The sequence below is a fragment of the Staphylococcus caeli genome, from assembly GCF_051413795.1.
GTDB classification, from domain to species: Bacteria; Bacillota; Bacilli; order Staphylococcales; family Staphylococcaceae; genus Staphylococcus; species Staphylococcus caeli_A.
Genome location: NZ_JBOIRQ010000003.1, coordinates 59,708 through 75,305, shown reverse-complemented (window position 1 = coordinate 75,305; position 15,598 = coordinate 59,708). Strand labels below are relative to the sequence as shown.

At 33.6% G+C, this 15,598-nt stretch carries 16 protein-coding genes; 9 read left to right on the top strand and 7 right to left on the bottom strand.

The window, feature by feature from the left end:
• Positions 1-120: 120 nt before the first annotated feature.
• The 3 genes from ACSULM_RS02925 (at position 121) to ACSULM_RS02915 (ending at position 2,497) form a co-directional block, all read left to right on the top strand.
• A complete protein-coding gene (locus ACSULM_RS02925) occupies positions 121-747 on the top strand; it encodes a LexA family protein (RefSeq protein ID WP_436860404.1) in 627 nt (208 codons plus the stop codon).
• A 54-nt stretch (positions 748-801) separates the two neighbouring features.
• Positions 802-1,245 carry a hypothetical protein gene (locus tag ACSULM_RS02920; protein WP_436860403.1) on the top strand — a complete coding sequence of 148 codons (444 nt, stop codon included), beginning with the start codon at positions 802-804 and terminating at the stop codon, positions 1,243-1,245.
• Between the two features lie 205 nt (positions 1,246-1,450).
• Positions 1,451-2,497: a tyrosine-type recombinase/integrase gene (locus tag ACSULM_RS02915; protein WP_436860402.1), complete on the top strand. Its 1,047-nt coding sequence runs from the start codon at positions 1,451-1,453 to the stop codon at positions 2,495-2,497.
• Between the two features lie 37 nt (positions 2,498-2,534).
• Here the strand turns inward: ACSULM_RS02915 and ACSULM_RS02910 are convergent, their stop codons facing one another.
• Positions 2,535-3,689, bottom strand: coding sequence for an acyl-CoA dehydrogenase family protein (locus ACSULM_RS02910; protein ID WP_436860400.1), 1,155 nt, complete (start codon positions 3,687-3,689; stop codon positions 2,535-2,537).
• A gap of 155 nt (positions 3,690-3,844) precedes the next feature.
• Here ACSULM_RS02910 and ACSULM_RS02905 point away from each other — a divergent pair, with 155 nt between their 5' ends.
• Genes ACSULM_RS02905 through ACSULM_RS02890 form a run of 4 tightly spaced genes read left to right on the top strand, consistent with a single transcriptional unit; the run spans position 3,845 to position 6,836 of the window.
• Positions 3,845-4,591, top strand: coding sequence for an amino acid ABC transporter ATP-binding protein (locus ACSULM_RS02905; RefSeq protein ID WP_436860399.1), 747 nt, complete (start codon positions 3,845-3,847; stop codon positions 4,589-4,591).
• On the top strand, positions 4,591-5,442 hold the full coding sequence (locus tag ACSULM_RS02900; protein WP_436860397.1) for an amino acid ABC transporter substrate-binding protein: 852 nt from the start codon (positions 4,591-4,593) through the stop codon (positions 5,440-5,442). The genes ACSULM_RS02905 and ACSULM_RS02900 overlap by 1 nt, the downstream gene beginning before the upstream one ends.
• Positions 5,442-6,125, top strand: a complete 684-nt coding sequence (locus ACSULM_RS02895) for an amino acid ABC transporter permease (protein ID WP_436860396.1) — start codon at positions 5,442-5,444, stop codon at positions 6,123-6,125. The genes ACSULM_RS02900 and ACSULM_RS02895 overlap by 1 nt, the downstream gene beginning before the upstream one ends.
• Before the next feature lie 12 nt (positions 6,126-6,137).
• Complete coding sequence (locus ACSULM_RS02890) at positions 6,138-6,836, top strand: amino acid ABC transporter permease (RefSeq protein WP_436860395.1); 699 nt, start codon at positions 6,138-6,140, stop codon at positions 6,834-6,836.
• Between the two features lie 123 nt (positions 6,837-6,959).
• On the opposite strand, the gene ACSULM_RS02885 is transcribed toward ACSULM_RS02890, so the two are convergent.
• The 4 genes from ACSULM_RS02885 to ACSULM_RS02870 all read right to left on the bottom strand — a co-directional run bounded on the left by ACSULM_RS02885 (position 6,960) and on the right by ACSULM_RS02870 (position 10,436).
• Positions 6,960-8,042: a PTS sugar transporter subunit IIC gene (locus ACSULM_RS02885; RefSeq protein ID WP_436860394.1), complete on the bottom strand. Its 1,083-nt coding sequence runs from the start codon at positions 8,040-8,042 to the stop codon at positions 6,960-6,962.
• A gap of 176 nt (positions 8,043-8,218) precedes the next feature.
• Positions 8,219-8,566, bottom strand: a complete 348-nt coding sequence (locus tag ACSULM_RS02880) for a transcriptional regulator, SarA/Rot family (protein ID WP_436860391.1) — start codon at positions 8,564-8,566, stop codon at positions 8,219-8,221.
• Positions 8,567-9,009: 443 nt separating this feature from the next.
• Positions 9,010-9,369 (bottom strand): hypothetical protein, encoded by a 360-nt coding sequence (locus tag ACSULM_RS02875; protein ID WP_436860389.1) that lies wholly within the window; start codon positions 9,367-9,369, stop codon positions 9,010-9,012.
• 14 nt (positions 9,370-9,383) lie between these two features.
• Entirely contained in the window at positions 9,384-10,436 is a 1,053-nt protein-coding gene (locus ACSULM_RS02870; RefSeq protein ID WP_436860387.1) for an LLM class flavin-dependent oxidoreductase, read from the bottom strand.
• A 518-nt stretch (positions 10,437-10,954) separates the two neighbouring features.
• Here ACSULM_RS02870 and ACSULM_RS02865 point away from each other — a divergent pair.
• Positions 10,955-11,668, top strand: a complete 714-nt coding sequence (locus tag ACSULM_RS02865) for a CHAP domain-containing protein (RefSeq protein ID WP_436860385.1) — start codon at positions 10,955-10,957, stop codon at positions 11,666-11,668.
• 764 nt (positions 11,669-12,432) lie between these two features.
• On the opposite strand, the gene nhaC is transcribed toward ACSULM_RS02865, so the two are convergent.
• Entirely contained in the window at positions 12,433-13,836 is a 1,404-nt protein-coding gene (nhaC, locus tag ACSULM_RS02860; RefSeq protein WP_436860383.1) for a Na+/H+ antiporter NhaC, read from the bottom strand.
• 29 nt (positions 13,837-13,865) lie between these two features.
• Positions 13,866-14,936, bottom strand: coding sequence for an NAD/NADP octopine/nopaline dehydrogenase family protein (locus ACSULM_RS02855; RefSeq protein ID WP_436860381.1), 1,071 nt, complete (start codon positions 14,934-14,936; stop codon positions 13,866-13,868).
• A 280-nt stretch (positions 14,937-15,216) separates the two neighbouring features.
• On the opposite strand from ACSULM_RS02855, the gene ACSULM_RS02850 reads away from it, so the two are divergent.
• The gene (locus ACSULM_RS02850) at positions 15,217-15,597 is read left to right on the top strand and encodes a DUF4870 domain-containing protein (protein ID WP_436860379.1); all 381 of its coding nucleotides are present in this window, start codon (positions 15,217-15,219) and stop codon (positions 15,595-15,597) included.
• Position 15,598 lies beyond the last annotated feature (1 nt).

The window sequence follows — 15,598 nt, the reverse complement described above, 5'->3', positions numbered from 1 at the left end:
ATTTTAACCCTTGTTTCTACCTATAAAAAAATAAATTTCAAAAAAGTGTTGTTCCATTTAAGAAACAATGTTATAATTTTGTTGTTCCCAAAATAAAACACCGAAAAAGAGGTATGTATAATGAGAAATAATGACGAAATCATTAAATTAGTAAACCAATTAATGGATCAAAGAGATTTATCAACGAGTGAATTAGCTAGAAGATTGGATATTGCAAAATCATCAGTTTCTAGATATTTGAATAAAACATCACAATTCCCATTAAACAAAGTTAATGACTTCGCCAAAGTTCTGAAAGTTTCACCCGAATACTTATTAGGAGTAGGAGAACACTCTCAAATCGAAACACTACCAGTCAAAAAGATACCCGTTGTTTCTCAAATATCAGCTGGTCTCCCTATCTATAGTGAAGAGAATTTAATTGATTATATATACTTTTCTAAAGAGAAATTGAACGATGGCAAAGAAGAGTTTGGCTTAAAAGTTTCTGGTGATAGTATGAATAAAATTTTCGATGAAGGTGACGTAGTTGTTATTGAAAAAGACTCTATCGTTGAAAACGGGCAGTTAGGTGTAGTTATGATAAATGGTTATAACGGTACAGTTAAACGTATTAGATATAATGGCGACCAAATTATATTAATTCCAGAATCAAATAACCCTAATCATTATCCGCAAGTTTACGGTAAAAATGATGAAGTTAAAATTGTAGGTAGAGTTGTAGCAAGTGTAAAAACTTTTGATTAATAGCGTCCTAGTGACGATTTAGTATATTTTATATAGACAAAGGAGAAATGTTGAATGAAAAAGGTACTGTTTTTAATATTTGCAAGTTTATTAATATTAGGTGCATGTGGAAATAATGAAGAAAGTAAAACGAATGATAAAAAAGAGAGTAAATCATCTGACAAAGGAAGTAAGAAGAACGACGAAAAGAAAAAAGACAATAAGAAGCAAGTAACTGAGAACAACAACATTCAAGAGCAACAAAGTACAGAAGCAATTGTTCAATCACAAGAACCACAAAGTAACGAAGGACAAGTTCAGCAAAATAATCAATCACAGCAACAACAGATACCTGAAACCTCAAAAGCTTATGGATTAGATTACAATTATCCTCAAGAAAATAAATCGAATAATCCAAGTGGTGATTTAAGTGAAGATGACGCACAAAGAATGGCAGACCAAGCAAGTGAATATGATGCAGAGGTAGCTGAACATAATGCTAATGTCGAAAATAGATAAAAGTATTTCTAATAGATTTTTAAATTGAATAATTTTAGTTGATTTTAACTCTCTCTAGTGATAATATTAATTTAACAACAAGCCGTTGAAACATTTACGGTATTGAGAGAGTGCATTTGTACTCTCTCTTTTTTTTATGCAATTTTTATGGGTAGCACGCCTACCCTTATTATTTTTTTACTTTTTTTAGGAGGAATGAGTAAAAATGCCCGTATATAAAGACGAAAAAACTAAGAAATATTACTTTTCTGTTAGGTATAAAGATACGTTTGGAAAAAGTAAAAGAAAAGTAAAAAGAGGTTTTAGCAAAAAGAAAGATGCTAAGTTAGCAGAAAGCGAATTCATTCAACAAGTTAAACATGGATATAGTGACAACAAAACATTTGAAGAAGTTTTCTACGACTATCTAAAACATACTGATTTAAGAGATAGAACTTTGAGAAGAAAAAAATATGACTACAAAAACCATATAAAGAAACATTTCGGAGATATACCTGTTGGAAAAATAACGCAATCACAGTGTTTAGAATTTCGTACTTACTTAGTGGAAAATTGTAAATCTATCAATACTGCTAGGACGATTTGGACTACCTTTAAAGCAGTCATCACATATGCAATGACTTATTACAAACTATCTCATAATCCTTGCTTAGGAGTTAAGGCAATACCAAGAGTGAAAACAAAAATCGCTTTTGTTAATAAAGAACAATTTCATGAAAAAGTAGAAAAGTTAGATAATGAAAATTATAAGGATATGCTAATTTTTATGTTTTATACTGGTACAAGAATTGGAGAAGCTATGGGTATGCTTTGGTCTGATATAGATTTAAATAAGCGTGAGGTCTCTATATCAAAAACTTGGGATATAACAGCACGTAAGATGTCAGAGTATCCTAAAACAAGTTCCTCAGTAGCATTACTACCTATGCCGAAAATATTGGTGGAATTATTACAAAGAAAATATGAAGAAAGTAAACTAAAAATAAAAGACTTTAACGATGAAATGTTTGTATTTGGTGGTTACCGCCCACCAGATTACGCACACTTTTCAAGAGTCGTTAAAGCCTTATTCCCTAATATCACTTCGCATGGCTTACGTCATTCCTACGCAAGTTACTTAGCTGATAAGGGTTGTGATATATACGTGTTAAGAGATTTACTTCGCCATTCAAGCATAACAGAAACTGTCGATACTTACACTCACTTTTATACGAGTAAAAAACACGAAGCTATGAAATTTTTTGACGACTAAAAACAAATGGTATCAAAGTGGTATCAATGGCTATGTTTCAATCAAATAAACCCAGTAATGACTTGGCGATATTGGAGTAAGCCATATCTTCCATAGGCGGATTATGCAACCCTGCACGCATATCTCTATAGTACCTTTGCAATGGTCGATCCATTTCTAAACTCTTAGCCCCGACAACACGCATTGCAATATCAATCACTTCTAAGCCTTGATTCATCACTAACACTTTACTCGCTGACGTTTCATTCCAAACTGGTGTCTTCACTTCTTTTTTTGCATAAAGTGCAGCAGTGCTCCATAAAAAATGACGCGCCGACAGTAAGAGCGACTCCATTTTACCTATATTTTGTTGCACAGTTGGCAAATCACCAATAGTTCCATCTATACTGTTAGGGCTATATGTTTGAGCAAATTCAACTGCATAGTCACGTGCAGCTTGCGCTATTCCTAAATAAACACTCGGAATATGTAAAATCCAACCATTAGGTTTCTTTCCTCCTGCGCCTCTAATTTCCACAAAATTTTCTAGTGGTACATGGACATCGTTAAGTATCAAATCATGACTTTCTGTAGCACGCATACCTACCATATCCCAATTATCGGCAATTTCCACACCTACTGTATCTTTAGAAATCAAGAAGAATCCAACTTGGTCTATTTCATCGTTATAGGCACTCACAATAAAATGTGTTAGCCCTTTACTCATTGAAGTAAACGTCTTCACGCCATTAAGAATATAACCATCATCTGCTTTAACAGCATTTGTCGCAGGTCTTCCACCTCGTGTCGGGCTACCGGTTTCCGCCTCACTAACTGCGCGGTTTACTAATGCGCCTTGTCGTACCGCTTCTGCAAAATCATTTAACATGTCTGTTTGCCACATTTGTTGTTCGAATAATTGGCCAACAACACTTAAGTGCCATCCGATAGACAATGCAGTTGCACCATCAATCGCACCTAAATAGCTTTGTAGTATGACCATGTCTTCAACCGTCGCGCCTTCACCACCATATGCTTTAGGCAGTGTTAATAATGTATATCCTTCATTGACAAGCCATTCTATATTTTCATATGGAAAGCGTGAATGTAAATCATTATAAGTCGCATGTGATTTGAATGTTTCCTTCACAGTCTCAAATTTTGCAATCCATTTCTCTTGAATTTCTGTATGTACTAATGCAGAAACTTCCATTACCTTTCACCTCATCCATTAATTTTTCGCTCACTCTTAAATATAAGTGTAACACTCGCCATGACTGAAATAAAGCTTTCCAGACCAAAAATCCTTACTTTACCGATAAGAATTAATGTGATAGTTTATAATTACTGTAATATGGGGGGATAAATATGATTAATGTTAGTCATCTAATACATAAATACAATGATCATTTGATATTAAATGATGTTAGTTTCACACAACCAAAAGGAACTGTCACCGCAATCATCGGTCCAAGTGGTTCGGGAAAAACGACATTACTACGAACTTTAAATGCACTTGCACTACCTAAATCAGGAACTATTTCTATAGGAACAGACACGTTTGACACCTCAAACTTTACTAAAAAAGATATTTTTCAATTACGTCAAAAATCCGCAATGGTCTTCCAAAACTATAATTTATTTAAAAATAAAACGATTTTAGAAAACATTACTGTAGGTTTAAGACATGGTAAAAAATATAACTCCGAAGAAGCAAATAATATTGCCTTGTCTTACTTAGAACGCATTGATTTACTGAACCAAAAAGATAAATATCCCATTCAATTATCTGGTGGACAAAGCCAACGAATCGGAATTATACGCGCACTGGCTTTGAATCCAGAAGTACTTTTACTTGATGAACCTACCTCTGCACTAGATCCTGAATCAATTCAAAGTGTGCTTTCTCTAATTAAATCCATCGCTCAAGAAGGTATGACTATGGTTTTAGTTACCCATGAAATACAATTTGCGAAAGCAATTGCCGATCAAATATTATTTATCGACGAAGGGACAATTATTCACCGTGGGACACCTCAAGAAGTATTAGAACATTCCAATTCAGAAAGAATCCAGCGCTTTTTAAATCACGTCAGTATGGAGCGTGATTACTAATGACAATTAGCAAGAAATGGTTATATGCCTTACTTTGTTTGTCATGTATCTTATTAACCGCTTGCACTGCGAACAATCAACAACATACAAATCATCAAAAAGAAATTAAAGTCGCATTATCTGCTGAAGTCAATCCACCATATCTTTACACTAATAAGCAAAATGATTTTGTCGGACTCGATATGGAATATATGAAATTGCTCGAGCAAAAGTTACCGCAATATGACTTTAAATATGAAGTTGGCGAAGAAGAATCGAATTTAGTAGGTATTGGTGCTGGAAAATTTGATATGGGCATCAATTGGTTTTTTAAGACGCCGGAACGCGAAAAACAATTTCTATATCAAGACGTACCCTATAGCTACGCTTTACCAATGCTAGTAGTTAACCAAGGTAATAAAGACATCCATAGCTTAGATGATTTACCTGGTAAGAAACTTACGCCAATGGCTCCAAGTGGTGGCCTCTATTCTATTCTATCTGAATATAACAAGACGCACGCTGACAAAATTAATATCGATACGATTCAAGAACCTTCGAATGGCGATAATTTAAAAATGGTTAGTCAGCAGCGCCGAGATGCGATGTTATTAAATTGGAATACATATAAGGCAATCCAGTCACAAATTAAGGAAGACGTTAAGATTGGTGGCATTGTTAAAAAAGAGCCCCTTCACATTGTTTACAATAAAAAGCATCAAAAACTTCATGATGAGATTGACCGTGCCACACTTGAATTAAAAAATGAAGGAAAGCTACAGGCACTTTCAAAAAAATATTTTGATATCAATGTCTTTGACGATTTAGACGACATTAATAACAAAAAAGTACAGTTGGAGGTGCAACGCTAATGCAATCAGTAAATTGGTTAGACTTATTAAATCAAGTATTACAACAATTACCCATAACTTTGATAATGATTGTAATATCGCTCATCTTTGCGCTAATACTTGGTTTCATATTAGCTATCGTACGCATTAAAAAATTGAGAGTATTGTCTCCTATTGTGAGAATATATTTCTCATTTATCCGAAGTACACCTTTGCTATTACAATTATTTTTAGTTTATTTTGCTTTGCCACAATTATTATTGCTCGTACATATTGATATCAATCATTTTAGTAGATTATTCTTTGTAATTTTAGCTTTTACTTTACACACAGGAGCTTATTTATCTGAAATCATACGTGCTGGTTACCAATCTGTAGATTATCGTCAAATAGAGGCTGCTCTATCTATTGGTTTAAGCTATCCAAGAATATTAAAAGAAATTGTTATACCACAAGCATTACGTAACAGCATTCCAAATTTAACGACACAGATTATTGAACTTGTTAAAGATACTTCACTAGCGTTTACTATTGGCATCATCGACATGATGGGTCAAGTTAAACTTATCATTGGCAATAACTATGGGTTAGGTATGTTAGAAGTTTATATCGTCATCTCTATGGTCTATTGGATGATTGCTTTAATAATCCAAGGAACATTTACATTTATTGATAAACGTGCTCAAAAACCATACCGTATTTAAGGAGGAACAAATATGACTTTTATTTTATATACGATAACTGAAGTACTTAAAGGTGTTCCAAATACAATCTTGATATCTATTGTCGCCATTATCGTTGGTCTGTGTATTGGATTAATTTTTGCAATGATTCGATTGAAACGTATACCTGTGTTGTCTCAAATAATTATTGTCTATAATTCATTTTTTAGAAGTACACCGCTCATTGTTCAGCTGTTTATAGTCTACTATGGTTTACCTACTTTAATATTATATTTAAACAAGTTACTAAACTGGCACATAAATCCAGATTTATTCTCACCTTTAATAATTGCATTTATCGTGTTTTCATTGCATGCCGTTGCCTATCTTTCGGAATCAATCAAAGGTGGTTTACAATCTGTGGAAACTGATCAAATTGAAGCTGCCCAATCTGTGGGTTTATCCAAATACTACATTTATAAAGAAATTGTACTTCCACAGGCATTCGCTTATGCATTACCTAACATTGAAAATCAATTCATTATGTTGATCAAAGGTACTTCGTTAGCATTTGCCGTACAAGTCACTGAAATCATGGCTATCAGTCACGTTATTGCCAATGAAGGCTATCGATTCATTACCGTTTATTCAGTTGCTGCAGTATTTTATTGGTTATTAGCTATTTGCTTAGAGTATATCTTTAATAAAATGGAGAATAGAACAACACGTTATATAAAAACGAGTACTACCTAATTAAAGTAAAATATTTGAAAAGAAATGACTTGCTTAATATTATGCACAAAATAAAATAAAACGCCCGTATCGATATTTGACATATCAATACGGGCGTTTTCAGTTTATTTATCTTCTATATAACTACATTGCTAAACTTTCCGCATATTGGCGTTTAAGCTTGTAGTATTGTTTTACCTTTTTAGGCATAGTTCCATTTTGAAGTTCTTGTTTCGTAATAATAGGATAATTTTTAAATACAAGTGAACCAAGATATCCGCATAAAGCACTACTAGCTGCACACATGCATGCAACAGCAATCACTGTTAATGCATTATTGAAACCGAACATGACCATTAAACCTGCAATAGGTGTTGCAGTACCTGTAGCATCATTAACCAAACCAAAAGAGGCAATTATGATACCTGAGATTGCGCCTCCAGCAAAATTAGTTAAATACACTGGCACTGGATTCGCTGTAACAATATCCGCTTGAGAAAGTGGTTCAATCGCAACTGAAATTGTCGTCTTACGATCACCAAATTTCATACGTTTAAATAAGACAAAGTTCATAAAGGAAGAACCAAATACAGCCAGTGCACCAATTGCCATCGGTGTACCTGTCAATCCTAATAGCGCCGTCAATGCCATAGAACTTAATGGCGCTGTTGCCACAACTGTAATAATACCACCAAGCACAATCCCCATTAATATAGGACTAGATGTTGTTGAATCTTTAATAATATTACCAATTTGTACTAATGTCGCATCTACAACAGGTGTCGTCCCCATTGCAATTAATCTTGTAATTGGCGCAATTACGATAATTGCAGCAATTAAATCAAGACCATCTGGTAATTTTTGTTCCATCCACTTCATTCCAAAACTTGCAATATATGCTGCAACAAATCCTGGTAATAAATCCATATTGCCACATGCAACAGCAATAACAAATGCATATACTGGAGAAACACCCATAGCTAAAGCAACTAAACCTGCAGCTGCAACTCCACCAAGTCCGCCTGCTGCTTCACCAAGCTGTCCTAAAAATGGAATACCAAACAAATCTCCACCTACATATTTATGAAATGCTTCTACAAGAAACGATGCAATCGCAGCATTAGCAAGTGCACCCATTGCCTTCCCACCATTGGGTGCCTTACTTGTAAATAATGTAAATAAACATAAAACAATACCTAAAAATATAATCCCTATTAGTAAATTCATAATAACACCTTTCCCAATCTCTTTGAATGCGCTTTCATTTAATAAATATAAGTATAACACAGTTAATTTGTTTCTAAAAACAAATATTTGTTCAATATATAACTATTATTATAAAATTACATTTTTCAGAATATTGCGCTTATTAAAAGTGTATTATTTGACCTCAAAAACTAAAATTATAGTGTCTTTTGTAGCGTCTCGATCATCTCGTTAATGCGTCCACGTTGCGCTTCATTTATGTAGACAACAACCGTTCTTTCGTCTATTTCACTTCTCTTTTTACTTAAATAGTCTAGTTTAATCAACTTTTGAAGCGCTTTTGTTAAGTAGTATGGTTGTAACTCGGAGTATTTAGCAATGTCTTTTGCCGTAATTTCATTATCGCTGCAGTTATAAATGTAATTTAAAATAAATACTTCTTCATAATTCAACTTATAATTCTTTTTCGTCTCTTTAAAAAATTTCTTCCCTTCCTGATATGTTGCGATTAACTCATTTAATGTTTTAAAAGTTTTTGTGTTCATCAAACCACTCCTTATGAATTTCGTGATGTTAATATATGTCACAGTGATTTCTAACTATATTAATATATCAATTTTAGCCCATTTTAGTTCTCAAGTTCAATATGACCAACTATGTGAAATATTAAAATTTCCTACTATTTTTTTAATATTTACTTTTAGATTTTAAATTTTAGTGAGCTATTTTTCTTTTTATTACTAAAAAAAGAATATGCCTATCCATTGTATTTATTAATTGATCTAATTCATAAAATGGGTTTATAAATGACATAAATAAAAAATAGACTATTCGCAACTTGAACGTAACGAATAGCCTTTTATAGTTTATTTTAAAGGAATAGGAATGAAATCTTTTTTCTAATAGTGATTCCAACGTCCTACCCTATCGAAGATAACTAGGAACGAAAAAGTAACTTAGTCATCTATTATGGTCTCAGTTTCTGTAATTATTTTTTCTTACAATCAAGTGTATCTAGGAAACTTAAAGCCGCTAAACCTGTTAAATCTAAGGCATGTTTAGCACCAGCTTTACCATGACCTGCTTCAAAATGTTTGTATGCAGCAACACCTAAAACAGAAATAGTGAGTAATGAAGCGATACGAGATAGTCTCTTGCTTGCAAAACTTAACACAAAGAATACTGCACTTAATGCTTCAACAGCACCTGCTAACGGTACTGCATTTGCAGGTAAGTTAAAAACTTCTACAAATGTATCTTTCATCGATTGGTCGCCTTTAAGTTTTGGTTTGGCCGCACCGTATAATTCTTTAGCTAATTTTAAGTTTGTTAAATAACGTAATATCATGACAAAATCTCCTTTTATTTGTTTTCAAAATATTTATCTACAATCGGTTTTACCCGTTCGCCTAATAATTTAATAGTATGCATTGTTTTTTCATGTGGCATAGAACCTACAGGTGTATGCAGCATGAATCGTGTTAGTCCCAAAGTTTCTACTGTCTCTATGATTTTCTTTGCTACAGTTTCTGGACTACCTACATATAATGCACCATGTGCGTCTGCTTCTCTGTCAAAGCTATTTTCATCATACATTGCCCAACCACGTTCTTTTGCTAAAACATCATGGCTTGCTTTTACAGACGGGAAAAATTCTCGTTTGGCTTGTTCATCTGTTTCTGCAATGTATCCCCATGAATGTGTCGCAATGGGTAATTGATTAACATCATGTCCGTAAGATTCAGCAATCGCTTTATACATATCTATATTTCTTTTAAACCTTTTAGGATCTCCACCAATTATAGCATAGGTAATCGGTAAACCCAGTGCACCTGCTTTTAAAGAAGATTCAGGTGTACCGCCAGTTGCAATTGAAATTGGTAATGGACCATTTTCAGCTCTTGGATAAACACCTAAATGTTCTATAGAAGGTCTAAGCTGCCCCTCCCAATGTACAATTTCATTTTGATTGATATTTAAAAGTAAATCAATCTTTTCATTAAATAGTTGTTCATAGTCATTCAGATGATATCCGAATAATGGAAAAGATTCAATAAATGAACCTCTGCCGACCATGATTTCAGCTCTTCCATTAGATACAGCATCTAATGTAGAGAATCGTTCATATACACGTACGGGATCATCTGAAGATAACACAGTAACTGCACTACTTAGTTTGATATGCTCTGTATTTCTTGCAGCGGCGGCTAAAACTGTAACAGGATCGGAAACAGCATAATCAGGTCTATGATGTTCCCCTAATCCATATACATCTAAACCAGATTGATCAGCAATTTCAATTTCTTCTATTATATTACGAATTCTTTGTGCATTTGATAGCGCCGGTTGATGACCTTCTTCTGTATAAATATCGCTATTGTCAGCAAATGACGTTAATCCAAGTTCAATTTTCATGTATTCACCTCACTAAACTAGTATATTTTTTATACTAACTATATTAAGGCTTTGTTAATGAAGTGTCAATATGCTTGCTTACATATTTTATTTCTAGTTATGTTTCACACTTAAATTAGATTAATCAAAATATAATCAACAAATCATACTATGTATTAACAATAATTATTTATGTTTTTAAATATATAAATTGTCTCATTTATTACTGTTTGTAATTTTCTGTTATTTTACAGCTTTGTAATATACTAAAGTGCAATCTTACACATAGAAATGCAAGAAGTCGATAAGCTCAGTCTTTAGCAGTATATTTGACCACCTCATCTTTGTTACATCAAAGCATTAATTATTAGAACTAAATTACAAAACGATAACAACCCACACAAAGCAAACTTTTTCTGATAAAGTAATGCTTGTCGTTGAAACAGCGAATAAAAATTATAACAAATTGTCGTTTAGAGACTGGGATACAATTAAGACTAAAATTTAATTATTTACTATTCTTAGGAGGATATTTAACAATGAAAAAAATCGCTACAGCAACTATCGCTACTGCAGGAATCGCTACTTTTGCATTTGCTCAAAATGAAGCAGACGCATCAGAAAATAACAATGGTGGGTACAACCCAAATGACCCAACTTCATATAGCTACTCATATACTATAGACCAACAAGGTAACTATCACTACACTTGGCAAGGTAACTGGAATCCAAGTTCAGCTGACCAAGGTCACAATAGTAACTATGGTTACAGCAATAGTAACGCTACAGCAACACAATCTTATACAGTAAACAATCAAGGTACTGGTGGAAGAGGCGCAGTTTCAAACTCTACTTCAAACAGCAATGTTAAAGTAAGTACAACTAGTGCACCATCAAGTTCTTCAAACTCTATCTCAAGCACTTCAGGTTCATCAAACAACCTTTACACTGCTGGTCAATGTACATACTATGTATACGACAAAGTTGGCGGTAAGATCGGTTCTACTTGGGGTAACGCAAACAACTGGGCAAGCGCAGCAGCTGCTTCAGGTTACACAGTAAACAACAAACCTGCATCAGGTTCAATCTTACAATCAACAGCTGGTGGTTATGGTCACGTAGCATACGTTGAAAGTGTAAACAGTGACGGTTCTATCAGAGTTTCTGAAATGAACTATGGTCAAGGTCCTGGTGTTGTAACTTCACGTACAATCTCTGCTAGCGAAGCAGCAGGTTACAACTACATTCACTAATTAGTGTTTATCAAAGACAATCCATTGCGGATTGTCTTTTTTTGTTACAACAAATAGATTACACATACAACTCACAACCTCATAATATAGACTTTGCCTTCTAAAATACATCTGAGTGCACCCGTAACACAGCTCGTTAACGTTTCTACGTATCATTTTTTCCGAACAAATTGACTATACTACTACCATATATAATTGCTAGTAGTATTAAGATAAACATCCGTACGGCTTACAAGTTATGCTATTGCCCATTGAATAGAAACAAAAACAGCCAACAAAGTCGCAAACTTTGTTGGCTGTTTAATTTTAAGACATTACTTTCATCTTAACCTTACTTATATAAATACTTATTTAATATCTTTATCGTGCATACATCAATTGAATGCGCAAACGAACCGGTTTTATAATGTAATATCGCTACAATATACACAACAAAACCGATTCTAAAATAGATAATAGAAGGATATTTAAAATCTTTATCTATACATATGATTGAATGAAGTAGCAATGAACTCATTTTACATAAGTAATATCGCTACAATGATTACTATGTAAAAAAACTCATTTCATTCATAGTTATGTTTAGCCTAAATATAGAGTTTCAAACTTCTATTTTAAAATTTAGATAAAGAATTTGTAAATATCTGATTCTATACTACCATCATATGCGCAGTGCCAGCTTTTAATAAAATAAATACGGGTTGAGATATAACTTTAAAACTCAGTTTTATATCCCGTCCCGTATCTAATTTATATATTTTAATTTAATGTGATTCACTAGGCTTTGCTTTTTTAATACCGATACCTGTAAAGCCATAAAACAATGCAAATACAATACATAGGTAACAAGGTACTGTCCAAATGAAGAATTGATCAACAGTAACACCGAGTTGCTGGGCATAGTAAATACCCGATGTCCCCCACGGGATTAACGGAATAATCATCGTACCTGAATCTTCGAGTGTTCTCGATAAATTCGAGCGGTCAAGCCCCATTTTATTGTACATTTCCATCATCAATACACCGACCATGATAATTACTACCGAAGCAACACCTGCTGCTAATACCATCATGAGACCTCCTAGTACTGTTGCAAGTACTAATTGGCCAACGGTATTAATATTTTTAGAAATTTTATTTAAAATTACATCTAAGCAACCTGTTTTTTCAACAATTCCTGCAAACGCATACCCACAAAAAATAGTAACAACAATTTCAGTCATGCTCATCATGCCACCCTGTTCAACGAGGCTGATTGCTTTCTTAGTTAATTCGCCACTACTGGCAGGAATCATATCTTTATTAAACCCGTTAAATGTTGCATTAAATCCATCTACTATTTTGAATCCATTATTAAATGTACCAACAATTATCGCACTTAAACTAGATATCAACATTGCCGGTACCGTTGATATTTTCAATAATAGACAAACGATTATTACAACAAGTGGTATCCAAACAAAAACATTAATATTATAAATATTTGATAATTCTTTCAGTAATTCATTCACTTGGGACGTATTGGTTTGACCCCCAAATTGTCTTCCTGCAATATACCAAACAACCAACCCAATAACGGATGCTGGTACGGTCGTCCAAACCATCGCCCTAATATGTGAGAATATATTCACTTTCGTTACCAGGGCAGCTAAATTTGTAGTGTCAGAAAGCGGAGACATTTTATCACCGAATACTGCACCGGCTATAATTGCGCCAGCAGCCATGCCTGGTGTGATATGTAATTGTGTAGCAATAGCCATAAGCGCAATCCCTGCTGTAGATGCAGAACCCCATGCCGTGCCTGTCGCTACAGAAGTAATAGCACAGATGATAAATGCAGATACTAAAAATAAATTAGGATTTAAAAATTCTAAACCATAATATATTAATGCTGGCACAGTACCTGAATACATCCATGTACCTACGATAATCCCTACTGCTAATATGATAAATATTGCAGGCATCGCAGTAGCTAAACGGTGCGTGATACCTTCTTCTAAGTCTTGCCATTTTAAACCTACCCGTCTAGCTATAATTGCTGCATATGCTGATGCTAATATTAATAATGCTTGTATTGGTATATGGAATACTACAAACCCTGTAATCACTATAATAATCATCACTACTATTGTAGAAATTGATTCTAAAAATGTTGGTTGCCTTTTCATACACATTCCCCCCTATTTACATTATTAAATTATTCTAAGCCAAGTTTATCTTTACCTAACTCATCAATTGTTAACCCTTCTTCAAAGAAATCACGCTCTAAAATTGTTGATGCTATAACGATAATTGCATCAATATTAGGTGTTGCGACATCGATTTCACGTCCCAAACTAGACCATAATACTAAACCATATGCAATATCTTCCGTTAGGTAACGATTTTTCACACGATTAGGTCCTTTAATTTGTGAAAATACAGGACTTGTATTAAACAAACGATTGAGAGGCTCGTCTTCGTCTTGTCTTTCTAAATATCCACGTTCTATTCGAGCTTCCTTAGCTGTAGATAATTCAAATCCGAGCTTACGTCCTAATGTTAATCTTTCTAGTTCGACAGCATGTAAAAGTCTTACTGTATGTTTCGTAATACCTTCTTCATATAACGCAAATTCGTCCGCATAGTCTATGCGTCCAACATTCAATAAGGTTGGGCCAGGATGTACTTCTGGGTTACCATTTTCTAAATTTGTCTTCCATAAGCTTTCTTCTTTTACAATATAAGGGTATAAGGTTTCAATTTTATCGAAAGCTTCACTTAAATACGCTTTATCATATGTTGAAAAGTGAACTTTTCTTACGTTTAATGATAAATCAACACGTGCTTCCTCAAAATTAACACGTGTACCATACGTCAGTGTGTTTGCCTCAGCAAATTGTGGCATTTCGTCAATATGCATATCTTCAAGCACATTCATAAAACGAATAGATCCCATCGAAGCTGCAATATTAAAGAAAATCAATTGATTACTTTTAACAAATGGTGCCATTGTATATGCATAATGTTCAATGAACGATGATGGAATGACGATTTGAATGACTTCAGCATCTTGAAGAACATATTCCATGTCATCACTAATATCAGTGAAAGATACAAAACTCTCTTCACCTTCATTATTAAATGTGAAACCACCTTGTTCTATCGCTTTATCAAATTTATTCAAGGATTGATTTCTGCAATATAGCTTCACTTCGTGTCCTTTACTGTACATGTCTAATGCTGCTGTAACTGCCCCATTCCCAGAGCCTACGATAGCTATTTTCATTTTAACCCTTCTTTCTATTAAAATACTTCATTCACTTTTTAGCATCACTATCAACTATAACCTATTCCCAAATTTCATAAACAATCGTTTGAAAGCTTAGTTTTCTGGCTATAGTTAGTTAACGCTATTAAAAGTTGCATCACTACATTTTAACAAGTAAACACAATACAATATAGACATTTTTAAAAAATAAATAAATAATTTGAACATGCATATAAACTCGATATAAACTTTGGTATAGTTATATTGTGAAATATATTAATCGGGAGGTTGTATCCTTATGACAGAACAATTCAATGAACAAACAAATCAAGCATATCAATCTAATTTCAATCAAGAACCTGATAGCGATGCTAGATTAATGGCTACTTTAATCTATGTATTAAGCTTCTTCGCACCTTTACTTGCACCATTAATCATTTGGTTAATTAAACGTGAAGAATCTCCATTTGTTGATAGAGCTGGGAAGAACTACTTTAACTTTTTAATTTCTTATGCAATTTGGCTTACTGTTTCATCTATTGCTATGATTATTCTAATTGGCTTTATTCTCGCACCTGTAATTTCGATTTTATTAATCGTCTTTACAATCATCGCAGCGGTAAAAGCATATAATGGTGAAGATTATTTAGCTCCACTATCTATTAGATTCTTCAAATAAT